Below are 23,969 nucleotides of genomic sequence, written 5' to 3'. Positions count from 1 at the left end.
AATGATGCAAGATTACACCAGTCGAGTTTCACTGCAACCGTCAGTTCCACCAATATATATAGTCATCGCGCGGTGACGATTTCACCCCCAGCGGCCGATCGATCGGGATCGGCGACCGGATCAGGCTGGGCCAGGCCGGCGGCATCTGCTGGCGATCATGCGCCACCAGCATCGCCTGCAGTTCGGCCACGCGCGCCGGCTGTTGCGCGGCGAGGTTGGTGCGTTCGGTCGGATCAGTGGCCAGATTGTACAGCCGGATTTCGCGCTGCTGGCCGAGGCTGTGCAGTTTCCAGCCATCGTGCAGCACGACCCGATAACCGCCCGATCGCCAGAACAAGGTGCGGTGCGGCACCCCTGGTGCTTCGCCCGTCACGAACGGCGCCAGATCGACGCCATCCACAACACGATCCGTGGGCGCCGATGCCCCGGCGGCGGCGGCGGCGGTGGAATAGATATCGAACTGGCTGACCGGATTGGCATAGGTGCTGCCCGCCGGGATGCGCGCCGGCCATCGCATCAGGAACGGCACATGGGTGCCGCCTTCATAATAAGTGGCTTTCCAGCCGCGATAGGGCCGGTTGAGTTCGGGCAGGCCGACATAATGGGCGCCGCCATTGTCGGACGTGAAGATCACCAGCGTGTTGTCATCCAGGCCCTGGGCTTTCAGCTCGGCCATCAGTTTGCCGACCCCGCGGTCCACGGCGCGCACCATCGCGGCATAGACCCGGCGGCGATGATCCTTGATGTTCGACAGCGCATCATAATCGCTTTTCAGCGCCTGCAACGGCGTGTGCGGCGCGTTATAGGCCAGATACATGAAGAACGGCCGGTTGCGGTTGGTTCGGATCGCCGACAGCGCCTGATCGGTGAGATAGTCGGTCATGTACTTGTCGGGCGCAAAGCGTGGCCCGCCATTATACTGCACTGAAAATGGCAGATTGGCCCACAGGAAGCGGTCGATCGGATCGAAATCCTGTTTCGAATTGACCACGTTGGGATCATTTTCCGGCAGGAACATCTGGCCGCCGATGATGAAACCCAGGCTTTCGTCAAAGCCCTGATCTTCGGGCCGCATGCCCGCCGCCTCGCCCAGATGCCATTTGCCCAAATGGATATTGTGATAGCCGCGGGTGCGCAAGATTTCGGCAATGGTGATTTCACTGGCCGGCATGCCCTTGTTGCCCGGCGGTGGCAGATTGGCTGCCGCCTCTTCATCGAACACGGCCTTCACCGCCCAGTCGGTTTTCTGTTCGGCGATGTTGCGGGCGAACATGGCATCGGGGCGGAACAGGCTGGTCGGGAACCAGCCTGGCAGTTTCACGTCGGTGGGCGTGAATTCATAGCCAAAGCGGGTGGCATAACGCCCGGTGAGCAGCGCGGCGCGGCTCGGCGCGCAGGTGGCGTTGCCGGCATAGCCTTCCGAAAACACCACGCCTTCGTGGCCGATGGCATCGATATTGGGCGTCGCCGTGCCGCCCACCCCTTCACCGGTAATGGTCACATCATTGAAGCCCAGATCATCGGCGACGATCAGCACGATGTTCGGCGGGCGCTGTTCAGCAGCAGCCTCTGCCGGGCCCGCTTGCCACACCACCGGCCGGTTCGGTTCGGTCGGCGTGCTCAGCCAGTGGTTGATGTTGAGCTTGATATAATCCGCCGACAAGTAGAGCCCGGCACCAACCAGCGCGACACTGCCGAGCAGGATCTTGAGCCCACGCTTCATTTGCCGGCCCCCATTGCCTGACGGGCAAATGCCAGCACGCTGATCATCACCGCTTCGGCCACCATCGGCGGGATCGCATCGGGCCCCATGCCATCCGCCACCAGCGACACGCAGCGCCCGGTCAGCGCAATGGCCAGCAGCAGCATCGGCACCAGCAGCGCGCGGCTATCCTTTTGCAGGGCGCCGATCATCGCGAACGTGCCGCCGGTGATGAAGAACCCCGGAAAATCCGCCCGCAGCGTCGCCATGCCCTGCCCGCCATCGGGGATCAGGAAGAAATTCGCCGCCGCGCCAGCCGGGTTGAACAGAAAGCCCAGCCCGATGGCGATATTGAACAGGGCGATTGCCCCCACCGCCACCCGCAAAATCCCCAGCATGCTCGTCCCCCCGAATTATTTTCTGCGCCCCGGGCAGATGCCCGAAATTGTAGTTTACAAGGTTAGTAAGGTTCGGCTTTTGCGCGTTTTGTGCGCCAAAGATCATATCTCAGCGCGTCCCCGCTGCCACCTGACACAAGCACATGTGCCATCGGCAAAAGCAGCATAGCGCCATCTTTCGCTGTAGGACAGAGGCGCGCCATTGCCTCTGAACAGTCTGCCGCCTAGGTTGCGGTCATGCGGCGCTGGGGGTTCTTGATCGCGATAATCGCGCTGGCGGCAGGCCTGTGGTGGCAACGCGCGCCGCTTGGTGAGGCGGCCTATGCCCAGATTGCCGGGCTGCGTGCCGGGCGCGACGGCCTGGCGGGGCATTCCGATGGCCTGACCCTGATTTTCTGCGGCACTGGCACGCCGCTGCCCGATCCCGATCGCGCCGAATCCTGTCTGCTGGTGCAGGCAGGCACCAATCTGCTGTTGATCGATGCCGGCGATGGCGGCGTGCGCAAGCTGGCCGGATGGGGCGTGCCATTGGGTGGGCTGGACGGCGTGCTGATCAGCCATCTGCACAGCGATCATATCGAGGGGCTGGGCCCGGCCCTGCTGATGCGCTGGACCGGCAGTGCGGCGCGCACCCCGCTGCCGTTGATCGGCCCGGCCGGCACCGCGCGCGTGGCCGCAGGCTTTAATGAGATGCTGGCCGCCGATGCCACCTATCGCACCGGCCATCATGGCGAAGCGATCACCCCCACCGGCGGCGGCGTGTTTTCCGGACGCGACGTGGCGCCCGGCGTGGTGTGGAACCGCGATGGCCTGGTGGTGACGGCCTTCGCGGTCGATCATGCGCCGATTGCGCCGGCGTTCGGCTATCGGCTGCAGTACAAGGGCCGGGTGGTAGTGATCAGCGGCGATACATCGGCCAGCCCGGCGGTGGCTGCGGCCGCCCAGAACGCCGATCTGCTGGTGCACGAAGCGCTGCAACCGCGGCTGGTGGCTGACATCACGCGGGGGCTGGAGCGCGCCGGCCAGCCGCGCACCGCACAGATCACGCGGGACATTTTGAATTATCACACCACGCCCGAACAGGCGGCCGATCTCGCTGCACAAGCCAAGGTCGGCATGCTGGTGCTGACCCACATTGCGCCGCCGCTGCCGTCGCGCCTGCTGCATGCGGCATTTCTGGGCGACGCGGCGACGCGGTTCGCCGGGCCGATCCGCATTGCCCATGATGGCCTGCTGCTGCACCTGCCCGCCGGCAGCAAGACGATCGAAGACGATGCATTTTAAGCTGGCAGCCCTGCTGCTCGCAGCCAGTGCACTGTCTGTCAGCGCGCAACCCGCGGCGCCGACCAGACCGAACATCGTGCTGATCATCGCCGATGATTGGGGTTTTTCCGATCCCGGCAGCTATGGCAGCGAGATCGCCACGCCCAATATCGATGCATTGGCCCGCCAGGGCACGCGCTTTGCCAATTTTCATGTCGCGGCAAGCTGCTCCCCCACCCGCGCCATGCTGCTGACCGGGGTGAACAATCACCGCGCCGGGCTTGGCAACATGCCGGAGACCATTCCGCCGGACCATCAGGGCAAGCCCGGTTACAACGCGGTGCTGGCGCCAGGCGTCACCACGTTGGCACAGCGGCTGAAACGGGCCGGCTATGCCACGCTCTATGCCGGCAAATGGCATCTGGGGCACGATGCCGGCGACCTGCCGACGGCGCGTGGCTGGGATCATGCGCAGGCGCTGTCGCAATCAGGGGCCGACAATTGGGAGAACAAGCCCAACCGCCTGCTGTATGAACGTGCCGACTGGACGCGGGACGGCAAGACGGCAAAGCTGCCGCGACGCTTTTATTCGTCCACGCTGATCGTCGATGAGGCGATTGCCCAGATCGACGGCGTGAAGGACCAGCCGTTCTTCGCCACGCTGGGCTTTCTGGCCAATCATATCCCGGTGCAGGCCAGCGAGGCCGATATCGCGCAATATCGCGACCGCTATCGCGCCGGCTGGCGCGCGTTGCGGGACAGCCGTGCAGCCGGCGTGGTCCAGGCCGGCGTGCTGCCGCCCGCGCCGCGTGGGACCATGGACAGCACCCGCAATTGGGCGGCGTTGCCAGCGGACGAGAAAGCGCGCTGGGCGCGGACCATGGCGGTCTATGGCGGCATGGCTACGGCGATGGACCGCGAGGTCGGCCGGCTGATTGCGCATCTGAAAGCCCGCGGCCAGTATGACAACACATTGTTCGTGTTCGTCTCCGACAATGGCGCAGAAGCCACCAACCCCGAAGCGACACCATTCACCACAGCGATGACGCGCCTGTTGTACGACATGACACCCGACCGCCAGGGGCAGCCCGGCACGTTGACCTATATCGGTGCCAGTTGGGCCAGCGCGGTGGCCAGCCCCTTGAAAGGCTATAAATTCTCGACCTGGGAGGGCGGGGTGCGGGTGCCGTTCATCGTCACACTGCCGCCCGCCATGGCCCAGGCGCGCGGTAGCGTGGTGGCGGCGCCGGCGCATGCGGTCGATCTGGTGCCGACCTTGCTCGATCTGGCTGCGGTCGCAGAGCGCGATGCGCTGGAGGGGCAGTCACTGTTGCCCGCCTTGACCGATCCGGCCGCCACGATCCACCCGGCGGATGAAGCCATCGGCCATGAATTGTCCGGCAATGCCGTGCTGTATCAGGGCAACCACAAATTGGTGAAGAATCTGCCGCCCTATGGCGACGGCGCCTGGCATCTGCATGATATCATGGCCGATCCCGGCGAGACCCGCGATCTGGCGACGGCCGATCCGGCGCGCTTTGCCGCGATGCAGGCCGCGTGGGCGCAATGGGCCGATGCCAACCAGGTGTTGCCGATGCCGGACGGCTATGATGCACCGGCGCAGATCCATGCCAATGCGCTGAACGATCTGCTGTGGCCGCGGCTGGCGCCGATACTGGCGTCGCTGTGGCTGCTGCTGGTGGGGCTGTGGATTGGCCGACGCTGGCGTCAGGCCTGACGCGGCGCCATGCCCTTTTGCTTCAGGCGCCACACCAGTTGATCGAAGCGGTCCTGGCCAAAAAACGGCTCGCCATCCAAGGCCATCAACGGCACGCCATAATGGCCGGACGCGCGCTGGGCGTCCTGATTGGCGGCGATGGCGGCGCGGTAGTGATCGGGATCGGCCGCGATGGCGGCATCAAGCGTGGCGAGATCAAGCCCGGCGCGGGCAGCGGCCTCAGCCAGGTGCGCGCCTTCATGCCAATGATCGACGGTACCGGACCAGATGGTGTGGGAGACTTCGCGGATGAAGGGCAGGCCCTGCCCCGCTTCGGTCGCGGCGATGCCGAGCATCGACAGGCGGTGGATGTAGGGCTGTTCGGCCGGATAGAGGCGGGTTGCCGGGTCCATCACCACCGGGTCGGGCATTGGCCAGCGATAGGGCATGCCAAGATAGTCCGCGGTGCGATACGTGTCCTTCATCAGATAAAAGGCCCACAGCGGATCGACCTTGATGAAGAAATCCGCCTGCCGCACCGCGATCGGATAAACGATGCGGACATTGCAGGTGACGTCGTGCGTCGCCACCAGATCGACGATGCGCGGCAGCAGCAGATAGGAATAAGGCGAACGGAACGACCAGAACAGATCGAATTGCAGGCTCATGCTTGCGGTTTCGTGCGGATGTTGAGCTGCCCGGCCAGGCCGGCGTAGCGGTGGATTTCGATGGCCTGATATTCGGGCAGCGCCACCATCTGCAGCATCGCCTGCGGGCTGGGATACCAGGCCAGTGCCACGGCATCCCATTGCTCGTCCACCTGCCCCAGCAGCATGCCGGTGACGGGGCCGTGATAGACGACATGGCCGCCGACGGCCGCCAGGCAGGCGACGACGGCCTCGCCATAACGATTATAGGCATCGCGCCCGGACAATTCGGGATCGCGGCCATCGGGGTAGGTGGCCTTGTCCTTGAACTTCAACAGGTTGACCATGACCATCGGGCCATGATCGGCATCGCTGAAGAAGGCGGCAACCACTTCGGGCCGCGGCGCGGTTTCGTTGATGACCTGCATCGGATCAGCCCCTGTTGATATGATCGAGGATGATGGCAACCAATTCCTCGGGCGCGTCTTCCTGCAGGAAATGCCCGCCGCCCTTCACGATGGTGTGCGGCTGGCCCTTGGCGCCCGGCACGCGGTCGATGAAGATCTTCTCGCCGCCATGGGTGACGGCATCCTTGTCGGAGAAACAGGTGACCACCGGCTTGTCGAACCGCTCCAACACCGCCCATGCCGCCTTGTTTTCGGGCACGCTGGCATGTTCGGGGGTGATGGGTACCAGGGTGGGGAACTGGCGGGCACCTTCCTTGAATGTCTCGTCGGGGAACGGCGCGTCATAGGCCGCCACTTCTTCGGGCGTCAGGTCGCGGGTGGTGCCGCCGTTGACGATGAAGCCGACCGGGAAGGTTTCGACCTTCTGGCTGAATTCCAGCCAGGCCCGGAAGCCTTCCGACCAGCCAGTGCCGATCGGCAGTCCGGTGTTGGCGATCACCAGCCGCGCAAAGCGTTCCGGAAAGGCCGCCACCAGCCGCAGCCCGATCAGCCCGCCCCAATCCTGGCAGAACAGGGTGATGCCTTTCAAATCCAGCGCCGTCAGCCAGTCGCTCATCCATTCGACATGCCGTTCGAAGGTGTAATCATTGCGATCCGCCGGCTTGTCGGACTTGCCGAAGCCGATGAGATCGGGCGCGATCACGCGGTGGCCTGCGGCGACCAAAGGCGGCACAAACTTGCGGTACAGATAACTCCAGCTCGGCTCGCCATGCATCAGCAGGATGGGGGCGGCGTCGCGCGGGCCTTCATCGACATAATGCAGGCGCAGGGGCGTGCCGGTGGCGCGGTCGGTCAGATCACCGTAATTTGGCGCGAACGGATAGTCCGTGAGGCCAGCAAAGGCCTCATTTGGCGTGCGCAACACTTGCATCTGGCAGTCCCTTCCCCGACGTCTCGCGACCCAGCGCCCGCGCACCCAGCCAGAACAACAGCGCCGGCACCAGCCCGGCCCATGCCGCAAAATACAGCACATGCCGCACCGATTCGGCACCATATTCCGGCTTGAGCATGTCCGACAGCGCACCGAACAGCAGCGGCCCCAGCCCCAGCCCGATCAGATTTTGGGCAAACACCATCCACGCCGCCGCCATCGCCCGCGTATCCGGCCGGGCCAGCACCTGCGCCGCGCCGTAAGCCGGGCCGTAATAGGCGGAATTGGCCACGGTGGGCAGCACCAGCAAGGCAATCGCCAGCCGCCAATCATCCACCCAATAGCCCGCAAACAAGATGGGGGCTGCCAACGCCATCGCCCAGGCCGGCAGGGTGAGCATGTGGCGCTTGTCATGCTTGCCAAAACGATCGGCCGCCCACCCGCCGAGCCAGGTGCCGAAGATGCCGGCAATCCCCAGGATCACGCCGACATACAGTGCCGTCTCCCCCACGCTCAACCCGTGGCTGCGCTGGAAATACACCAGCACCCACACGCCCTTGCCATAGGACAGGAAGGCCACCATCGATGCGCCCGATAAAACCAGGCAATAGGCCGGCGAAGCGGCCAGTGCCTTCAGGCTGGACCACATCGACAGGCGCGGCGGCGCATTTTCCGGCGCAGCGCGGCCCCCGGCGCCGACAAATCGTGGATCCTTCAGGAAAAACCATACGAACACCGCCAGCAGCAAGCCCGGCAGGCCGACCACGAAAAACGCGGCGCGCCAGCCCAACAGTTCGGCCATGCCGCCGCCGATCAACGTGCCCATCAGGCCGCCGATCGGGATGCCAAGGCCAAAGAAGGCAATGCCGCCGGCGCGCTTTTCCGGCGGCAGGCTGTCGGCGATCAGGGCATGGGCGGTGGGCGTGCAGCCGGCTTCGCCCACGCCCACGCCGATGCGGGCAATCAGCAACTGCCAGAAATTCTGCGCCAGGCCGCACAGCGCGGTCATCGCCGACCACACCGCCACGCACACCGCAATCAGCCGGCTGCGGTTGGTGCGGCCATTGTCGGCAATGCGGGCAATCGGCACCCCCAAGGTGGCGTAGAACAGGGCAAACGCCAGGCCGGTGAGCAGGCCCAATTGGCTGTCGGACAGGCCGAGATCGCGGGAAATCGGTTCGGCGAGAATGGCAACGATCTGGCGATCGATGAAATTGAAGATATAGACGACCAGCAGCGTCCACAGCAGCAAGCGTGGCTTCACCTCCACAGCCGGTCCCGACGCAGCCATATTGTCTCCCCAAAAGCCTGGCCGATGTACGATTTTTTGCAGCCTGCCCGCCGCGTCGCCGGCTGGCAACCCACTTCCATATAATAGGCTGTCCCGGCGAGGACTTGCCGGCCTTCCAGCCCGATGGCAGGGCAAGATGATGACCGATGCAGAACTTGCCCGCCGCCTGGCGATCGAAGCCGGCCAATTGCTGATGGCGCTGCGCCAGAACGGCCCGGTCGATGGCAAGGCGCTCGGCGATGCCGGCGATCGCGCCAGCAATGCCCTGTTGATGGCCGCGCTGCGCCGCGAGCGACCCGATGATGCGATCCTGTCTGAAGAGGAAGCCGATGACCGCAGCCGGCTGTCGGCGCGGCGGGTGTGGCTGGTCGATCCGCTGGATGGCACGCGCGAATATGCCGAACGGCGTGATGATTGGGCCGTGCATGTCGCGCTCAGCATCGATGGCCGCATTGCCGATGGTGCGGTGGCGCAACCGGCGCTGGGGCAATGTTTCTGCACCGCGCATCCGCCAATCGTGCCGCCACCGCAGCAGCCGCTGCGCATCGCCGTCAGCCGCAGCCGTCCGGCAGCGATTGCCAGCGCACTGGCCGCCGCAACTGGCGCCGTGCTGGTGCCGATGGGCAGTGCCGGCGTGAAGACATTGGCCGTGCTGCGCGGTGAGGCCGATGTCTATCTGCACCAGGGCGACATGCATGAATGGGACAGCGGCGCCCCGGCCGCTGTCGCACAGGCCGCCGGCCTGATGGTCAGTCATCTCGATGGCCGGCCCCTGGCCTTCAACCAGGCGCGGCCGATCACGCCCGACGTGCTGATGTGCCTGCCCGACGTGCAGGCGGAACTGTTGGCGGCGGTCGCGCGTTTGTCGTGACATCACGTCCGGCGGTGGATGCGTCACGTAACTGGCGGGAGTGTCGTGCTGGCGCTCGTCCTGAAATTGCCATATTGGCGGCCTAGGGGCCGCGAAGGACAAACGAGTTTGGCGCCAGACATGTACCCAAGTGACGCCAGCGCAGCGCCTGCCAGCCTGGTTCCCGATCAACTACCGGCCCTGCCGCGCAGTGAGCGCGGCTGGACGTGGTGGCTTGGCTCCGCCATCACCCTGGCCGTGCTGGTGGCGGCGCTGATGCAGTTGGCGCAGGTCGATCTGGCGCGGGTGGCCGCCGTGGTGCCAAGCGCGCCGGCCTTCTGGCTGGTTTTTGCCCTGTCCTACTTTGCCGGGCCGCTCGGCGATTTCATCATCTTTCGCCGGCTGTGGAAAATCCCGGCCGATGGCTTTCTGGCGCTGCTGCGCAAGCTGATCGGCAACGAATTGATTACCGGCTATGTCGGCGATCTTTATTTCTACACTTGGGCGCGGCAGCGCACCGCGATGACCTCGGCACCATTTGGTGCGGTGAAGGACGTCGCGATCCTGTCGGCGATGGCGGCCAACGCGGTGACGCTGGTGCTGATGGTGCTGGCCTATCCGCTGCTCGATACGCTGCACCTGGGCATCGACAGCAGTTCCTTCTTCGCATCCGTCGCCCTGATGCTGGTGATTTCCAGCAGCATCCTGTTTTTCCGCAAGAAACTGTTCAGCCTTCCCGGCCGCGATCTGTCGCATGTGGCGGTGGTGCAGACGGTGCGCGTGGTCGCGACCCTGGTATTGACCGGCTGGTGCTGGCACCTGGCCCTGCCGGCGGAATCAGCCCAGATGTGGGTGCTGTTGTCGGCCATGCGCATGCTGCTGTCGCGGCTGCCCTTCCTGCCCAACAAGGATGTGGTGTTTGCCGGGCTGGCGGTGTTCATGATCGGCCATGATGCCGAAGTGGGTGCGTTGATGACCATGATGGCCAGCCTGTTGCTGGTCACGCATCTGGGCCTCGGGCTGCTGCTGGTCGGCGGCGAGGCGGTGGGATGGCGCCGCAAATGAAGATGATGCCTGTGATTGCCGCGGCGTGGCTGGCAGCGCCGCTGCTTGCCCTGGCCTCCCCGGCTGCCGCCCAGGTTGAATCCAGTCCCAATCTGGGCAAGGCCGAAGGGCAGTGCCGGCCGAACGAGCAAGGCCCGGCGGTGATCATCACGGCGGCCGGCCTGAAGGATCGCGTCGGCCTGCTGCGGGCCGAGCTGTATCCGGACAATGACGACGATTTCCTGGAGGACGACAATATCCTGGTGAACGCCGGCAAGACGTTCCGCCGGGTGGAAATTGCCGTGCCGACATCGGGCGTGGTGCAATTGTGCATCCGGACGCCAGGGCCGGGCGCCTACACATTGTCCTTGCTGCATGATCGGGACAGCAATCGCAAATTCGGCCTTTCGTCGGACGGTGTCGGCTTTCCAAACAATCCCAAGCTTGGGCTGGGCAAGCCCAAGGCGGCCGTCACGCGTTTCGTCACCACGGCCGGCCTGACGTACATCACCATTCGAATGAACTACCGCAAAGGGCTGTTCAGCTTTGGTCCGCTGCGCGACGGGAAGTGATTGCGGGCTTGACCGGCCAGCGGCAGCAGCAGAAGAAGCGATACACGGTCGATACACACCGCAGCAGGGGCATGGCTTTTTCACGTGCATGTTGTTGACATCTCGGCACTTTATTCGCCCGATGGCGGCGGGATACGCACCTATACCCACCGCAAGCTGGAAGTGGCGGAACAACATGGTGTGCGGCTGACGGTGGTGGTGCCAGGCGCGGACGATGCTGTGCGGCATGTCGGACGGGCGCGGCTGATCAGCCTGCGCTCCCCGCGCTTCCCGCTTGATCGCAACTATTTCTATTTCGCCAATGATCGCATCATTCATGCCGTGCTGGACAAAGAGCAGCCGGACTTCATCGAATGTTCGTCGCCGTGGGGCAGTGCTGCTGCGGTGGCGGAATGGCCGGGCACCGCGCCGCGCAGCCTGTTCATGCATGCCGAGCCGCTGTCGGCCTGGGTTTATCGCTATCTGGATGGATTGCTGCCGCGCCATGCCATCGATCGCGGTTTCGATTGGTTCTGGCGCTATCTGCGGCGGCTCGATGCGCGTTATGATCAGGTGATTTCGGCGGCGCCCAGCCTGTCCAAGCGGCTGCGCGACGGCGGCCTCACCAAGATTGTCGACAATGCGCTGGGTGTTGACCCTGGGGTGTTTTCACCCGCCAATCGCGACGAGATGCTGCGCGCGCGATTGCTGGCGCAGTGCAGCCTGCCGCCGGAGGCGACCCTGTTGATTGGCGTCGGCCGCCACAGCCCGGAAAAGCAATGGCCGATGGTGATCGCCGGGGTCACCGCAGCCAGCTATGGCCGGCCGCTGGGCCTGATCATTCTGGGCGATGGCCATGCCCGGGCATCGGTGGCGCGCGCCGTGGGCGAAAACCCGCATATCCAGTTGATCGCCCCCGTGCGTGACCGCGCGGAGTTTGCGCGGATATTGGCCAGCGCCGACATGATGGTACACGGCGCGCCAGCCGAAACCTTTGGCATTGCCTGCGCCGAAGCCCGCGCCAGTGGCCTGCCGTTGATCGTGCCGGATGAAGGTGCGGCTTATGACCAGTTGGCGCCTGGGCTTGGCTTGGCGTTTCGATCGCTGGATGCCGCGAGTCTGGCCGGCGTGGTGGCGCAAGCCATACCGCAGATTCCGGCGTTACGATCGGCGGCAATGGCAGCGGCGCCGACGGCGCGGACGATCGACGCGCATTTCGCGCAATTGTTCGCAGGCTATGCCGCTGTGTTGTCGAGCCGCCGCGCCGCCTGATCAACGCTGGGGGGCGGCCTACTTCACGTAGAGCGTTGTTTTCCAAAAAAGAAAAGGGCCGGTTGCCCGGCCCTTTTCCATATTCAGCGTTTGGCTGAAATTCAGGCAGCAACCGTGGCGCTGCGGCGGCGGCGAGCGAAGCCCACCAGACCCATACCGACAATCATCATCGCCCAGGTGCCCGGCTCAGGGATGGCCGGGGGCGCCGGCGGCAGCGGGCTGCCGAAGATCGGTTCCGGGTTCGACTGGAAAGCGCCGCTGCCCTGCGACCGGAAGGTGGAAAGCGCCGAAGAGGCGTTGGCAACTGCAAAGGCCGGCGCAACGCTGTTCAAGGTGAACGACAGACCGAATTCCGAGTTGGGCTGGAACGCCAACAGCGGCGTCGGGTTGAACATGATGGACGAACCACCCAACGTCGAGGCGCTGAACGCGCCCGAGGTGCCACCCAGGGTCCCCGTGATGATCGCGTTGCCCACCGTACCCGACAGCAGGATATCGTTGGTCGCCACCGAGACGGTACCGTAGTTGAAAGCGCTGCCGGAACGGATGGTGAAGGTGAACTCATCAACGTTCTGGGTGAACGTGTTGCCGGCACCAACGACCGCTGCCGAATTGACGGTGGTACCCTGGAGCAGAAGCGTGGCCTGCGTGAACAGCGGCGTGGTGTTGCCGCTCAACGAGAACAGCACGGACGTTGCGCCCGCGATGTTGCTGGTCGGCGTTGCAGTGGTGTTGAAAATGGCGGTGTCGGTATTCACGTTGCCGCGGCGCCAGTGGAAATTCTGGCCGGCAGTGGCGGTCACGTTGGCGAACACGACTTCGACAGCCGAGGCCGGGACGGCGGTGGTGGCAGACGCGGCGACCGCAGCGGCCAGGATGAGCTTGGTGATATTCATTCGAGTTCTCCCTCTGCAATTCGTCGGCCAACATTGCTGGCCGTCGCAATCAATTATGCAAAGGGTGTGCCAAGTGGGTAGATGTACCCAAGCTATTGAAAAACCGGGATTTGCGATTCACGGCTGAGCCATGGGTGTAAGATATGGTTTACAACAGACCAACAATGGCGGGCGTCTTGCAGCCGGCCGGGCACGGCGGAAGGGGGCCGGCGTTCCGGCCCCCCTTGGCTGTCGGGCGTGAACCGCGGTTCAGGCAGCAACCGCGATATTGCGGCGGCGGCGGGCAAAGCCAACCAGGCCCATGCCGACGATCATCATCGCCCAGGTGCCCGGTTCAGGAATGCTGGAAACAACCGGTGGCGTCGGATCAGCGAACACGGGCGCCGGATCCGACTGGAACGCGCCGCTCATCTGCGAGCGGAACGAATTCAATGCCGAACCAGGCGCGGCCCCGAAGGTGGGCAGCACACTGTTCAACGTGAAGGCGAGGCCGAACTGCGAGCTCGGTTCGAAGGTCAGCAGCGGGGTCGGGTCGAACAGGATGGTGGCGCCGCCCGCGGTCGACGCGTTGATCCCGCCAGTGGTGCCGCCGATGTTGCCGGACAGATTGGCGTTCTGCACGCTGCCCGACAGCAAGATATCGTTAGCAGCAAAATTGGTGCCGCCATAGGTGAAGGCATTGCTGGCGCGGATCGAGAAGGTGAACTGATCGAGCTGCTGCTGGAAGTTGCCGGCGCTCAGGACGGCGGCATCACCCACAGTCGTGCCCTGCAGCAGGAATTTTGCCTGCTGGAACAACGGCGCGGTGTTACCGCTCAGCGAGAACAGCACGTCGGTGGCGCCGGCGGTATTGGACGTGGCCGTGGCCGTCGTCTGGAAGATGGCCGTGTCCGTGTTCACGTTGCCCCGGCGGAAATTGAAGTTCTGACCACCGGTGGCGGTGATGTTGGCGAACACGACTTCAACGGCCGAGGCCGGGATGGCGGTGGTGGCCGAAGCCGCGACGGCAGCGGCGAGAATGAGCTTGGCGATTTTCATCAGAAGCCTCTTTGGCAAAATTCCGACCAGACAATCTGAGTCGACACGTTTTACAAATGCAAAAGGCGTGCCAGTTGCCAAAATCTAGCAACATGCTGATTTTATTTGCGTTGCGATGGTCTGAACGTTCAGAAGTGTAAATTACGAGTTACATTTTTTGACATTTTTGCCTTCGACCACCGCGGCGTGGCGGCGCTTGACCAGGCTGAAATCGGAACCATTCTGCCCTGCGGCGAGGTGCGCCATGGCGAAGTTTCCGTCTGTCACTATCCACGGTGCATGGCCAAAAATTCTGAGACGGCGGTTCTCTACAACTCGCAATGCCCGGTCTGTAACGTCGAAATCGGGCATTATGCGCGCTATGTCGACGAAGCGGGCCTGACGATCCGTTTTGATGACCTCAACACGGATGCGCGGGAGCGGTGGGGGCTCGATTCCGATACCGCCGCGCGCAATCTGTACGTGCAACATGATGGTGTGCTGGTGTCGGGCGTGCCCGCGTTTCTGGTGTTGTGGTCGCAGATGCCGCGCTATCGTTTGCTCGCGAAGATCGTGGGGCTGCCGGGGATCAGCCATGTGGCCAGCGCAGCCTATGATCATGTGTTTGCCCCGGCGCTCTACCGCTGGCACCGGCGCCGGCAGAGCAGGAAAGCCGTTCGCGAACAGGGGCTTTGACACCGCGAGCGGTGCAATTCGCGGCCGCCATGCCGGCGCGGTACCGGCAAAACGGAAAACGCCGGAAATCAGATACCTATGGGTGAAGACCACCCTATCTGGCAGAGCCGGGATACGGCATGGTGGCGGTTGAAAGTGAGGCACATCGGTGTCCGAACTCAACCTGCCACTGGTTTATGCCATCACCTGGATGGTGGGCCTCTGCCTGATTGGCGGGCTGATGACGCCGCGCGCCGACTGGTATGCACGATTGCGCAAGCCGGCATGGCAGCCGCCCGGCTGGGCATTCGGGCCGGGGTGGACGATCATCCTCGGTCTTGCGGCCTGGGCGGCATTACGCGCCTGGAACGCTGGCGACCCGGCGCAGCAGCGCGACGTGCTGATCCTGTTCGGGGTAAACGGCGTGTTTCACGTGGCCTGGAGCCCGTTGTTCTTCAAGCTGCAGCGGCCCGACTGGGCGCTGATCGAAGTGCCGTTCCTCTGGGCTTCGGTGCTCGCAATGGTGATCGGCCTGTGGCCCATCGACCAGCTGGCGGCCTTGTTGATCCTGCCCTATCTGGCGTGGGTGGCATTTGCAGCGTCGCTCAACTGGAAGGTGGTCGATCTCAACCCGCGTTGAGCGCGGCATGATTGCGGCAAGACCCTTGCCTCCCCGCCCGTGCCAGGCATTATGCCCCTAATCCTAAGGGGAACGGCAAAATGTTGAAATATGGGGTCTTGATTGCGCTGGCGCTGGCTGGGTCGGCGGCGGCCGGGCCGTTTCGGGTGACGTTGGGGCCTGGCCAGCCGCAAGCCGCCTATGACGGCCGCGTGCTGGTGGTGCTGACCAAGGATGGCGCCAGCGAACCGCGCTTTCAGGCCAACCGCAGCAACACATCGGCGCAGATATTCGGCGTGGATGCTGACGGGATGCGCGCCGGGCAGTCGGTCAGCATTGATGGCAGCGTGACCGGCTATCCGCTGGAAACGATGGGCGAAATCCCCAAGGGCCGCTATTTCGTGCAGGCGATCCTGCACAAGTACGACAATTTCAAACTGGCCAACGGCAAGACGGTGAAGCTGCCGGCAGCGCGCGGCGCGGGGCAGAACTGGCGCAAGGAGCCGGGCAATCTCATCAGCGCGGTCCGACAGATCGACTATGATCCGGCGGCCGCAACGCCGATCGATCTGCTGCTCGACAAGGTGCTGCCCGAGATCACGCCGCCCGCCGATACCGAATTCGTGCGGCGCTTCAGCTTCAGGAGCCCCAGCCTTTCGAAATTCTGGGGCCGCGACACGTTTCTGAATGCCTATGTGCTGGTGCCCCGCGATTTCGATGCCCACCCCGAAGCGCGCTATCCGGTGATGATCAACCACGGCCATTTTCCGGAAGGCTTCAGCGGCATCAGGGCGACGCCGCCCGATCCCGATCTGGTGTGCGAGCCGAACGCGCGGTTCAACGATCCCTGCTACAACCGCGTGGAGCAGCAGGAAGCGCATGATTTCTACAAGAAGTGGATTTCGCCCGAATTTCCGCGATTTCTGGTTGTGGAGATCGACCACAGCAATCCCTATTTCGACGACAGCTATGCGGTGAACTCGGCCAATCTCGGGCCCTATGGCGATGCCATCCAGCAGGAATTCATCCCGGCGCTGGAGAAGAAATTCCGTGGGCTGGGCGCCGGCTGGGCGCGCTTCACCTATGGCGGATCGACCGGCGGCTGGGAGGCGCTGGCCGTGCAGCTGTTCTATCCCGACGAATATAACGGCGCCTTTGCCGCCTGCCCCGACAGCATCGATTTCCGGCAAACCAAGGTGGTCAATATCTATGCGGACGACAACGCCTTTTGGAAACAGGGGCATTTCGGGCGCGTGCCGCGGTTCGTGAACCGCAACTATCTGGGCCATGCCAATTGGACCAACGAGATGGAGAATCGCTACGAACGGGTGATCGGATCGAAATCGCGGTCAGGCGGGCAGTGGGACATTTGGGATGCGGTCTATTCCCCGATGGGCGATGACGGTTACCCCAAGCCGATCTGGGACAAGACAACGGGCGTGATCGACAAGGCGGTGGCGGCGCACTGGCGCGAGAATTATGATCTGCGCCACATCCTGCAGCGCGACTGGGCAAAGCTGGCACCCAAGCTGCAAGGCAAGATCCATATCTACGTCGGCGATATGGACAATTTCTACCTCAACAATGCCGTCTATCTGATGGAGGATTTCCTGACCAAGGCCGATCCGCCGTACCAGGGCGAGGTGACTTATGGCGACCGCGCCGAGCATTGCTGGAACGGCGACCCGACCCTGCCCAATTCGATCACCAGGCTGCGCTACAACAGCATGTATGTGCCAAAAATTCTCGATCGGATGCAGAAGACCGCACCGAAGGGCGCCGACCTGACGAGCTGGCGTTATCCTTGAACCGCGCACCGGGGCTGTTTCCGGGTGGCGGCTGATGCGCAGGCTATTGCGGATCGGCGCCGACAAGATGGAACTTCGTTTGCCGTCCATCGATGTAGGAAACGCGGCTGCCATCGAAGAACGCGTCCTCCTCGGTCTTGAAATCGACCATCTGGCCGCCCCATTCGGGCACGGCCTGGGTGGCCTTCAGTTCGATCGACCAGGCGATATTGGGGCGCAACCGATATTCGCCATGCGGCACGAAACTCTGGTTTTCCGACAGGCCGATGGCGCTGCCGGCGCCATGGCCGTGATAGCCGATGGGATGCGAATAGATGGTGGGGTTGAGGCCCTGCGCAATCGCCTTGGCGCGGGCGCGGGCCAGGATGGCATTGCCGGTATCGCCGGTGCGCATCTCGCTGGTCACCGCATCCTGCACGGCGTTGCTGGCACGCAGCCCGGCCTTCAGCCCGGCCGGGGCATCGCGCTCGCCGGGCCGCAGCACATAGGCGACATGCTGGGTATCGGTGTTCAATCCCAGATAGATGATGCCGAAATCGACGCGCAGCATGTCGCCGGGCCGGATCGCTTCGGCGGTTTCGCGGATGACGCCGGGCACGCCCTGGCGGGTGATTTCCACCGATGGATGAAACCATGATCCCAGCCCCAGATCGGAAACGCGCTGGCGATACCACCAGACCAGATCATCATTGGTAGTGCCGGGCTTGATGACGTCGGCAGTGAAGCCTTCGCCGATGATGGCGTGGGCGATGCGAACGATCTCGCCATAATGCGCCATCTCGGCCGGGGTGCGCGTTTCCAGCCAACCGATGGCCAGCGGGAAGGCGGAGACCACGCTGGCGCGCTGCGCCGGGGTGAGCACCGCCATCAGCGCCTCGTGCTGGCTGTGGGTCAGGCCATCGGCAAAGGCGCGTTCGTCCGATACATTCAGCGCGATGCGGCGCGGGGACCGCTCGGCGATGATCGCGGCGATGCGGCGCCACTGGTCAGGCTCTTTCTCCATGTCCCAGGCCGGTGCGAACAGATCCCCCATGCCATGCTTGTTGACCACCAGCCGCTCCACGGGCTTGCCGCCGCCGGGATCGAAGAAGATCAGCACGGTGCGCCGCCGGGCATGCAGCGACGTGGCGTTCAGCATCGTCGCCATCACGGGGTCTTCGAAATTCTCGCGCGCGATCAGCACCCACATGTCGATGCCATGTTCGCGCATCAGCGCCGGGACCACCGTATCCAGACGCTCCTGCAGCCAGCGATCCTGCAGGGCAGCCCGGTCGCGCAAGGACAAGATTTCGGGCAGCGCCGGGCGCATCGAGGCTTCGGCCTGATCGGCCGGCGGCAGTTCTGCAGCCAATGCTTGTGCGGGGGCGGCAACGAGGGCGGCGGCGCCGAGCAAGTGCTTGAGACTCATGAGAACGGCTCATCCAGGCTTTTGGGTGGGGTGGAAAACCAGCGCGGGCCGGTTTCGGTCATGAAGAAACAATCCTCGATGCGCACGCCATAGCTGCCGGGCACATACAGCCCCGGCTCGTTGGAGAAGCACATGCCGGGGGCAAGCAGCGTCGCCTCGCCATGCACGAGATTGACCGGTTCGTGGACATCCATGCCGATGCCATGGCCGGTGCGGTGCGACAGGCCGGGCAGCTTGTAGCCCGGGCCATAGCCCAATGGTTCATAGACGGCGCGCACGGCATCATCGACGCGGCCCGCCGGCGTGCCGACCCTTGCGGCCGCCATGGCTGCGTCCTGCCCGCGGCGCACATGATCGAACAGGCGGCGCTGGCTGGCATCCGCGCTGCCATGGACGAGAGTGCGGGAAATATCGGCATGATAGCCGTCGACCGTGCAGCCGCAGTCCATCAGGATGACCGAGCCTTCGCGCACCAGCTGACGTTCCTTGGAGCCGTGCGGGAGCGCGCTGCCTTCGTTGAGCTGGATACCACCTGACGGGGTCTGCCCACCGAAACGGGCGATTTCGGTCGCCATGATCACAAAGATATCGGGGCCGGACATGCCCGTTTCGATCCGGGACGCCGTGGCCCGATAGGCCGCGATGGTGATGTCCGACGCCCGCTGCATCAGTGCAATCTCGGCCGGTGATTTCACCATGCGGCAGGCATTGACCAGCGCAGCGCCCGACCGGATGGCGACACCGGGGAGCGCGCGCTGCAGGCCGTCGATGGCGAAGTGACGGACGGTCTCCTCGATGGCGACCGGGCGGGCCGCCAGCTTGCGGTCCTGCAGCCAGCCGGCGACCAGCGCGTGCGGGTTTTCATCTTCCTGCCAGACGCGGACATCACCGGGCACGGCCAGCATTTCGCGGATGGACGGTTCCTCGAAGAAGGGCGTGACAACGCACAACGGCCCTTCGGCGGGGATCAGCGCCGCCGTCAGCCGCTCGCTGCGCCACCAGTTGATCCCGGTGAAATAGCGCAGCGTCGAACCGGCCTCGACCAGGAGCGCGCCGATGCCGGCCTGCTGCATCAACGATTGCACCTTGGCCATGCGGGCAACGCGCTCGGCAGCGGTGATCGGCGCGGCGGCAGCGATGGGGGTGGTGGCGGGGATGCTGCCGATACCGGCGTTGGCGGGGCCGGGCAGCGCCACGAGGGCAGCGCCGGCAGCACCATAGGCGATCAACTGGCGGCGATCGATGCGGGTCATATACGGTCTCCTCACGGCTGGTGTGAAAGCGCGCGGCGCAAGCTGTTCCAGAAGACGCGTTGCTTGTCGAACGACTTGAGCAAAAGCCGACCAGCCTGTCCATTATTGACGAAAACGATTTTTCGGGGCGGCGCTTCGGTCCGTGGCTTCAGGCTGGCGCCACAAATTTCCAGCTGGTGACAATTCTGCCCCGGCCAGACGTGGACCGGACGGAGAATCCCAGCTTCAAAACGTGGATGAATTTGGGAAGCCCCAAGGCAAGTCTTTCAAAAAGGTTGGCTGAGCCCCGAGGCTGGTCATCCTGCAAGGCCGTTGCGTTCGGCATCGGTCACGTTGCGAGCGGGTGCGCAACCTGAATGTCGAACAACTGGGCAACGTGCGCGTTGACGAACTTGCCTGCCGGATCGACGCGCTTGCGGACGCGCAGAAAGTCGGCGGCGCGCGGATAGAGCCGGTGGACGTCGGCGGTGGTCAGGGTGTGGCGCTTGGCCCAGTGCGGGCGCCCACCCCCGCTGCGGAAGATCGCTTCGATAGCGGAAAAATGCGCGCGCCATGGCATGCCCGCATATTGGTGGAACGACAGCGAAGCGGCGGGTCCGGCGTTGAACGGGCTCAGCCAGATGTCGTCGGCGGCCGTCAGGCGGAACTCGAACGGAAAGGCGATGGGCAGACGGTGTTTGCGGATATGGGCGATCGCCTCGCGCAGGATCGGGATGCCGTTGGCACGTGGCAACTCATACTCCATCTCCTCGAAGCGGATGCTGCGCTCGGACGGAAAGATGCGATGCGCGGGACCGCTGCGACGGGTCGCGCGGCCCGACATCCGCATGATCGTGCGCTGCAACGTCGGAATCATCGATGGCGCCGCGGCACCCAGTTCGCAGATCAGGCCGAAAACGCTGTCGTCGTCCTTGGCGGGGACGAAGTCGGCGGCGGGAACGGGATGGAGGGTCTTGAAGGTGACCTGGTTCGAATAGGGGAAGACAAAGAATTCCATGTGGCGGGTCGCGGCCCCGAGTTCGTCGATGCGCTCGGCGACCGCATCGAAATGCCGCCGCTCGATACGTTCCTCGAGGTAATAGGCGGGCACGACATGGATGCGGATTGCAGTGGCGATGCCGAACAGCCCGAGCGACAGGCGCTGCGCTTCGAACAGCTCATCGCCGGGCCCGCATTCCGTGGTCGTGCCGTCCGCCAGCATCAGGCGGTAGCCGCACGCCTGGGTGGCAATACTGCCGAGGTCGGCGCCGGTGCCGTGGGTGCCCGTCGCGGTCGCGCCAGCGAGCGACTGCGGGTCGATGTCGCCCTGGTTGATCAGCGACAGGCCCTCGGCCCAGAGCGCGACGCCAAGGCGGTCGAGACTCCAGCCCGCGGGCGCCCACACGGTACGGCGGTCGGGCGCGATTTCGAGTGCGCCCTGGTAATCCGCCATGCTGATGAGGGTGCCGCCGGTTTCGCACAGCGGCATGAACGAGTGGCCGGCACCGACAACGCGGACCTGCGCGGCTGCGCGGATGATGGCAGCAAGTTCAGCCTCGTCGCGTGGGCTGGCGATTTGACCGGGGCTGGCGACGACGCTGCCCGACCAGTTGCGCCATTCGGTCACCATAGAAGTGGCCGCCGCGCCGCCCATGGCATTTCCTTTTCGAGCTGGCCGGCGAGACGGAACAGCGTCGCCTCGTCGGCGTAGCGCGCGGTCAACATCATGCCGATCGGCAGGCCGTCTCTGGACTGCGCGAGCGGCAGCGAAATCGAAGGCTGGCCGGTGAAATTGAACATCGCGGTATAGGGGTAGAGCACGCCTTGTGCGCGGTTGATGTCGGCAGGCGCCACAGTCGCCGGGTCGCTGAAGCCGATCCGCGGCGCCGGCGCGGTCATCACCGGGCAGAGATAGACGTCGAACGCCTCGAAGCGAGCACAGATGCCGCGCGCCAGTTGACGCAACTCCTGCAGCGCCCAGAACGCCTGTTCGCCGGTCACGCTGCGCGCCATCTGCCATGCGGCCCAGGTCAGCGGCTCGAACTCGTCCTCGCGCGGTTCGCGCCCGACCTCGGCGATGGTCCGCGCCATGCCGGCAGCAAAATTCGCCCCCGATACCGCGCCGCGCACCTTGTAGAGCCGGCGATAATCGATGCCGAGACCCTCCTCGCGCACCTCATGACCGAGCGCCGACAGCGTCGCAGCGGTGGCTTCGAGCGCGGCCTGCACCTGAGGGTCGATCGGCTTGCCCGACGCGGTTTCGGGGGACCAGGCAATGCGCAGCCGGCCCGGCGATCGCCCGACCTCATCGGCGTAGAGGCCGGCCTTGGCAGGGATCGCATAGGGCGAGCCGGGCTCCGGGATGCCCGTCGCGTCGAGCATCGCCGCGCTGTCGCGCACCGTCCGGCTGACGACATGATCGGCGACGAAGCCCATCGCATAGTCGAAGCCATCGGGAAGGTTGGGCACGCGATCACGCGTCGGCTTCATGCCCACCAACCCGCAACAGGCGGCGGGAATGCGGATCGAGCCAAGCCCGTCCGAGGCATGGGCAAGCGGCACCAGGCCCGCAGCGACTGCCGCCGCCGACCCGCCCGACGATCCGCCGGCGATATAGTCCGGGTTCCACGGATTGCGCGTCGGGCCGTACAGCGACGTTTCCGTATTGCCGACGATGCCGAACTCCGAAGATGCCGCGCGCCCGAGGAGCACGACGCCAGCGTCGCGGTAACGCCGCGTCAGCCCAGTATCGGCCGTGTCGACAACATCCTTGCAGAAGCGGCTGCCGCTGGTGCGCGGCCAGCCCGCGACGCCGATGCCGAGGTCCTTGACGAGAAACGGCACCCCAGCAAACAGCGCGTCCTGCAGCGGCGCAGACGCGGCGGCGCGCGCCCAATCGAATGCATGGTGGACGACGGCATTTATCGCGGGGTTGAGCGCTTCGATGCGCTCGATCGCGGCATTGACGACCTCAAGCGGCGAGACCGCGCGCGTGCGGATCAAGCCGGCCAGGGCAAGGCCGTCATGGGCGGCATAGTCGGCACAATTCATGCGTCACTCGAACCTGGCATATGCTTTGTCTCAATCTGCCACGATCCGCGCGTAATGCCCATAGCCCACGCGGTGCGGCCACCTTTGGGTGGACGAATGTGGGTCGGCATCGAAACTGGACCCCGCTCTTATTCAGCACAGATGCCTTCCAGCAGCAGCGTGACTGCCCGCGGCGGGCCAGTCACCAAAATCCGTACTTCCGTTCCCCATGTGTCCTGCAAGATCAATCACCGATCGTGACGAACATCGAAAAGGATAATGCGTCCACGACCGGCGGCGGTGTCGGGCTTCTGGTTTCCAGCATGATCTGCGGCGCAATCTGCACCGCCTGAGGCGCGGCTGGGTTGGTGCGGCTGGCCGGACGCTCTTCGGCCAGTTGCAGCACCGGATCGCCGGCATCTTCGGCATCGGGGGCCACCGGATCCGGTTCGGCGGCCACTGGCGACGGCGGAGTGGGCTCCACTGACGGCGCGGCGACGGCCACGACGGCGGGCGGCGTGGCATCAGCCAGCGGCGCTGGCGCAGGGGCCGGGGCAGCGTCGACCGGCGCCTGCGCGCTGGGTGCCGCTGCCACTGGTGCCGGCGCGGGCGAGGCGGGCGCAGGACCCGAGGCCGGTGCGGGGGCTGATTCGCTGGCAGGCGCAGGCGCAGCTGATGATTCGCTGGCGGGCGCAGGCGCAGCTGCCGATTCGCTGGAGGCCGGCGCAGGCGGCGGCGGCGCGGGGGGCGGCGGCGCGGGGGGCGGCGGCGCGGGGGGCGGGGTCACGACAGCCGACGTTACGCTGGTCGTGACCGAGCTTATGGTGCCGGTTATCGTGCCGACCACGTTGGCCGTTATGGTGAGCGCGGTGGCGTTGCCCGGAGCCTGGACAAACACATAATTGATCGCGCTCAGCCCGCTTCCGTTGATCGGATAGGTGCCGGCGAGGCTGTTGTCGTTGGCGGTGGTATCAAAAACCAGCGCGCCGGTCGTGGAGCTGGCCAGGGTTTCGCCAGTAATGAAGCCGCTCACGCTGCCCTGAAACACCGGGTTGGCCTGACCCGCGGACCGTGTTGCCGGAGCGGCGGTATAGACGAGGGTGAGTGGAGTAATCGTGCCGATGGCGGCGCTCACGCTGACCGGCAAGACATAGTTGGACAGCAAGGTGCCGCTGCCCGCTGCATAGTCGCTGCTGGCCAGCGTCAGTGTC

General features: G+C 64.7%; 22 protein-coding genes. 9 read left to right on the top strand and 13 right to left on the bottom strand.

Annotated features, from left to right (window positions below):
* Nucleotides 1-40: 40 nt before the first annotated feature.
* Nucleotides 41-1,723 carry a sulfatase-like hydrolase/transferase gene (locus ACTIEZ_RS13675; RefSeq protein WP_439547240.1) on the bottom strand — a complete coding sequence of 561 codons (1,683 nt, stop codon included), beginning with the start codon at nt 1,721-1,723 and terminating at the stop codon, nt 41-43.
* Nucleotides 1,720-2,100 carry a hypothetical protein gene (locus ACTIEZ_RS13670; RefSeq protein ID WP_439547239.1) on the bottom strand — a complete coding sequence of 127 codons (381 nt, stop codon included), beginning with the start codon at nt 2,098-2,100 and terminating at the stop codon, nt 1,720-1,722. Before ACTIEZ_RS13670 ends, ACTIEZ_RS13675 begins: the two co-directional genes overlap by 4 nt.
* 237 nt (nt 2,101-2,337) lie before the next feature.
* Here ACTIEZ_RS13670 and ACTIEZ_RS13665 point away from each other — a divergent pair, with 237 nt between their 5' ends.
* Entirely contained in the window at nt 2,338-3,384 is a 1,047-nt protein-coding gene (locus tag ACTIEZ_RS13665; protein ID WP_439547238.1) for an MBL fold metallo-hydrolase, read from the top strand.
* Nucleotides 3,374-5,101 (top strand): arylsulfatase, encoded by a 1,728-nt coding sequence (locus tag ACTIEZ_RS13660; RefSeq protein WP_439547237.1) that lies wholly within the window; start codon nt 3,374-3,376, stop codon nt 5,099-5,101. The genes ACTIEZ_RS13665 and ACTIEZ_RS13660 overlap by 11 nt, the downstream gene beginning before the upstream one ends.
* Here ACTIEZ_RS13660 and ACTIEZ_RS13655 read toward each other — a convergent pair.
* The 4 genes from ACTIEZ_RS13655 to ACTIEZ_RS13640 are packed head-to-tail and all read right to left on the bottom strand — an operon-like array spanning nt 5,092 to nt 8,356.
* Nucleotides 5,092-5,748: a 2-hydroxychromene-2-carboxylate isomerase gene (locus ACTIEZ_RS13655; RefSeq protein WP_439547236.1), complete on the bottom strand. Its 657-nt coding sequence runs from the start codon at nt 5,746-5,748 to the stop codon at nt 5,092-5,094. The two genes, ACTIEZ_RS13660 and ACTIEZ_RS13655, sit on opposite strands and share 10 nt — an antisense overlap.
* Nucleotides 5,745-6,155, bottom strand: coding sequence for a DUF1330 domain-containing protein (locus ACTIEZ_RS13650; protein ID WP_439547235.1), 411 nt, complete (start codon nt 6,153-6,155; stop codon nt 5,745-5,747). The genes ACTIEZ_RS13655 and ACTIEZ_RS13650 overlap by 4 nt, the downstream gene beginning before the upstream one ends.
* Before the next feature lie 4 nt (nt 6,156-6,159).
* Nucleotides 6,160-7,065 carry a haloalkane dehalogenase gene (locus tag ACTIEZ_RS13645; RefSeq protein WP_439547234.1) on the bottom strand — a complete coding sequence of 302 codons (906 nt, stop codon included), beginning with the start codon at nt 7,063-7,065 and terminating at the stop codon, nt 6,160-6,162.
* Nucleotides 7,040-8,356 carry a spinster family MFS transporter gene (locus ACTIEZ_RS13640; protein ID WP_439547233.1) on the bottom strand — a complete coding sequence of 439 codons (1,317 nt, stop codon included), beginning with the start codon at nt 8,354-8,356 and terminating at the stop codon, nt 7,040-7,042. The genes ACTIEZ_RS13645 and ACTIEZ_RS13640 overlap by 26 nt, the downstream gene beginning before the upstream one ends.
* Nucleotides 8,357-8,495: 139 nt before the next feature.
* Between ACTIEZ_RS13640 and ACTIEZ_RS13635 the strand changes: the two genes are divergently transcribed.
* The 4 genes from ACTIEZ_RS13635 (at nt 8,496) to ACTIEZ_RS13620 (ending at nt 12,073) form a co-directional block, all read left to right on the top strand.
* Complete coding sequence (locus tag ACTIEZ_RS13635; protein WP_439547232.1) at nt 8,496-9,227, top strand: 3'(2'),5'-bisphosphate nucleotidase CysQ; 732 nt, start codon at nt 8,496-8,498, stop codon at nt 9,225-9,227.
* A 120-nt stretch (nt 9,228-9,347) separates the two neighbouring features.
* The gene (locus ACTIEZ_RS13630; protein ID WP_439547231.1) at nt 9,348-10,271 is read left to right on the top strand and encodes a hypothetical protein; all 924 of its coding nucleotides are present in this window, start codon (nt 9,348-9,350) and stop codon (nt 10,269-10,271) included.
* Nucleotides 10,272-10,276: 5 nt separating this feature from the next.
* Nucleotides 10,277-10,822, top strand: a complete 546-nt coding sequence (locus tag ACTIEZ_RS13625; protein WP_439547293.1) for a DUF2141 domain-containing protein — start codon at nt 10,277-10,279, stop codon at nt 10,820-10,822.
* Nucleotides 10,823-10,906: 84 nt separating this feature from the next.
* Nucleotides 10,907-12,073: a glycosyltransferase gene (locus ACTIEZ_RS13620; RefSeq protein ID WP_439547230.1), complete on the top strand. Its 1,167-nt coding sequence runs from the start codon at nt 10,907-10,909 to the stop codon at nt 12,071-12,073.
* A 101-nt stretch (nt 12,074-12,174) separates the two neighbouring features.
* Here ACTIEZ_RS13620 and ACTIEZ_RS13615 read toward each other — a convergent pair whose 3' ends face one another.
* Nucleotides 12,175-12,969 (bottom strand): PEPxxWA-CTERM sorting domain-containing protein, encoded by a 795-nt coding sequence (locus ACTIEZ_RS13615; protein ID WP_439547229.1) that lies wholly within the window; start codon nt 12,967-12,969, stop codon nt 12,175-12,177.
* Between the two features lie 249 nt (nt 12,970-13,218).
* Nucleotides 13,219-14,088, bottom strand: coding sequence for a PEPxxWA-CTERM sorting domain-containing protein (locus tag ACTIEZ_RS13610; protein WP_439547228.1), 870 nt, complete (start codon nt 14,086-14,088; stop codon nt 13,219-13,221).
* 105 nt (nt 14,089-14,193) lie between these two features.
* Between ACTIEZ_RS13610 and ACTIEZ_RS13605 the strand changes: the two genes are divergently transcribed.
* The 3 genes from ACTIEZ_RS13605 (at nt 14,194) to ACTIEZ_RS13595 (ending at nt 17,088) form a co-directional block, all read left to right on the top strand.
* Nucleotides 14,194-14,682 carry a thiol-disulfide oxidoreductase DCC family protein gene (locus ACTIEZ_RS13605; protein WP_439547227.1) on the top strand — a complete coding sequence of 163 codons (489 nt, stop codon included), beginning with the start codon at nt 14,194-14,196 and terminating at the stop codon, nt 14,680-14,682.
* A 148-nt stretch (nt 14,683-14,830) separates the two neighbouring features.
* Nucleotides 14,831-15,301, top strand: a complete 471-nt coding sequence (locus tag ACTIEZ_RS13600) for a TspO/MBR family protein (RefSeq protein ID WP_439547226.1) — start codon at nt 14,831-14,833, stop codon at nt 15,299-15,301.
* An 80-nt stretch (nt 15,302-15,381) separates the two neighbouring features.
* On the top strand, nt 15,382-17,088 hold the full coding sequence (locus tag ACTIEZ_RS13595; protein ID WP_439547225.1) for a hypothetical protein: 1,707 nt from the start codon (nt 15,382-15,384) through the stop codon (nt 17,086-17,088).
* Between the two features lie 43 nt (nt 17,089-17,131).
* Here the strand turns inward: ACTIEZ_RS13595 and ACTIEZ_RS13590 are convergent, their stop codons facing one another.
* From ACTIEZ_RS13590 to ACTIEZ_RS13570, 5 genes are all read right to left on the bottom strand, one after another.
* Nucleotides 17,132-18,496 carry a M24 family metallopeptidase gene (locus ACTIEZ_RS13590; RefSeq protein ID WP_439547224.1) on the bottom strand — a complete coding sequence of 455 codons (1,365 nt, stop codon included), beginning with the start codon at nt 18,494-18,496 and terminating at the stop codon, nt 17,132-17,134.
* The gene (locus tag ACTIEZ_RS13585; RefSeq protein ID WP_439547223.1) at nt 18,493-19,749 is read right to left on the bottom strand and encodes a M24 family metallopeptidase; all 1,257 of its coding nucleotides are present in this window, start codon (nt 19,747-19,749) and stop codon (nt 18,493-18,495) included. The genes ACTIEZ_RS13590 and ACTIEZ_RS13585 overlap by 4 nt, the downstream gene beginning before the upstream one ends.
* 328 nt (nt 19,750-20,077) lie before the next feature.
* Nucleotides 20,078-21,382 (bottom strand): D-arabinono-1,4-lactone oxidase, encoded by a 1,305-nt coding sequence (locus ACTIEZ_RS13580; RefSeq protein WP_439547222.1) that lies wholly within the window; start codon nt 21,380-21,382, stop codon nt 20,078-20,080.
* A complete protein-coding gene (locus tag ACTIEZ_RS13575; protein ID WP_439547221.1) occupies nt 21,352-22,731 on the bottom strand; it encodes an amidase in 1,380 nt (459 codons plus the stop codon). Before ACTIEZ_RS13575 ends, ACTIEZ_RS13580 begins: the two co-directional genes overlap by 31 nt.
* A gap of 271 nt (nt 22,732-23,002) precedes the next feature.
* A partial coding sequence (locus ACTIEZ_RS13570) for an MBG domain-containing protein (RefSeq protein WP_439547220.1) occupies nt 23,003-23,969 on the bottom strand: 967 nt, incomplete at its 5' end.

Source organism: Sandarakinorhabdus sp., from assembly GCF_051860625.1.
Lineage (GTDB): Bacteria > Pseudomonadota > Alphaproteobacteria > Sphingomonadales > Sphingomonadaceae > Sandarakinorhabdus.
Note: the sequence above shows the minus strand (reverse complement) of the source record. Positions and strands in the feature narration are given on the sequence as shown.

Coding starts and splice junctions, on each gene's coding strand:
- ACTIEZ_RS13625 (WP_439547293.1), top strand. CDS start 10,277: ATGCCTGTGATTGCCGCGGCGTGGCTGGCAGCGCCGCTGCTTGCCCTG.
- ACTIEZ_RS13590 (WP_439547224.1), bottom strand. CDS start 18,496: ATGAGTCTCAAGCACTTGCTCGGCGCCGCCGCCCTCGTTGCCGCCCCC.
- ACTIEZ_RS13630 (WP_439547231.1), top strand. CDS start 9,348: ATGTACCCAAGTGACGCCAGCGCAGCGCCTGCCAGCCTGGTTCCCGAT.
- ACTIEZ_RS13585 (WP_439547223.1), bottom strand. CDS start 19,749: ATGACCCGCATCGATCGCCGCCAGTTGATCGCCTATGGTGCTGCCGGC.
- ACTIEZ_RS13595 (WP_439547225.1), top strand. CDS start 15,382: ATGTTGAAATATGGGGTCTTGATTGCGCTGGCGCTGGCTGGGTCGGCG.
- ACTIEZ_RS13655 (WP_439547236.1), bottom strand. CDS start 5,748: ATGAGCCTGCAATTCGATCTGTTCTGGTCGTTCCGTTCGCCTTATTCC.
- ACTIEZ_RS13660 (WP_439547237.1), top strand. CDS start 3,374: ATGCATTTTAAGCTGGCAGCCCTGCTGCTCGCAGCCAGTGCACTGTCT.
- ACTIEZ_RS13635 (WP_439547232.1), top strand. CDS start 8,496: ATGACCGATGCAGAACTTGCCCGCCGCCTGGCGATCGAAGCCGGCCAA.
- ACTIEZ_RS13615 (WP_439547229.1), bottom strand. CDS start 12,969: ATGAATATCACCAAGCTCATCCTGGCCGCTGCGGTCGCCGCGTCTGCC.
- ACTIEZ_RS13670 (WP_439547239.1), bottom strand. CDS start 2,100: ATGCTGGGGATTTTGCGGGTGGCGGTGGGGGCAATCGCCCTGTTCAAT.
- ACTIEZ_RS13640 (WP_439547233.1), bottom strand. CDS start 8,356: ATGGCTGCGTCGGGACCGGCTGTGGAGGTGAAGCCACGCTTGCTGCTG.
- ACTIEZ_RS13645 (WP_439547234.1), bottom strand. CDS start 7,065: ATGCAAGTGTTGCGCACGCCAAATGAGGCCTTTGCTGGCCTCACGGAC.
- ACTIEZ_RS13650 (WP_439547235.1), bottom strand. CDS start 6,155: ATGCAGGTCATCAACGAAACCGCGCCGCGGCCCGAAGTGGTTGCCGCC.
- ACTIEZ_RS13580 (WP_439547222.1), bottom strand. CDS start 21,382: ATGGGCGGCGCGGCGGCCACTTCTATGGTGACCGAATGGCGCAACTGG.
- ACTIEZ_RS13675 (WP_439547240.1), bottom strand. CDS start 1,723: ATGAAGCGTGGGCTCAAGATCCTGCTCGGCAGTGTCGCGCTGGTTGGT.
- ACTIEZ_RS13665 (WP_439547238.1), top strand. CDS start 2,338: ATGCGGCGCTGGGGGTTCTTGATCGCGATAATCGCGCTGGCGGCAGGC.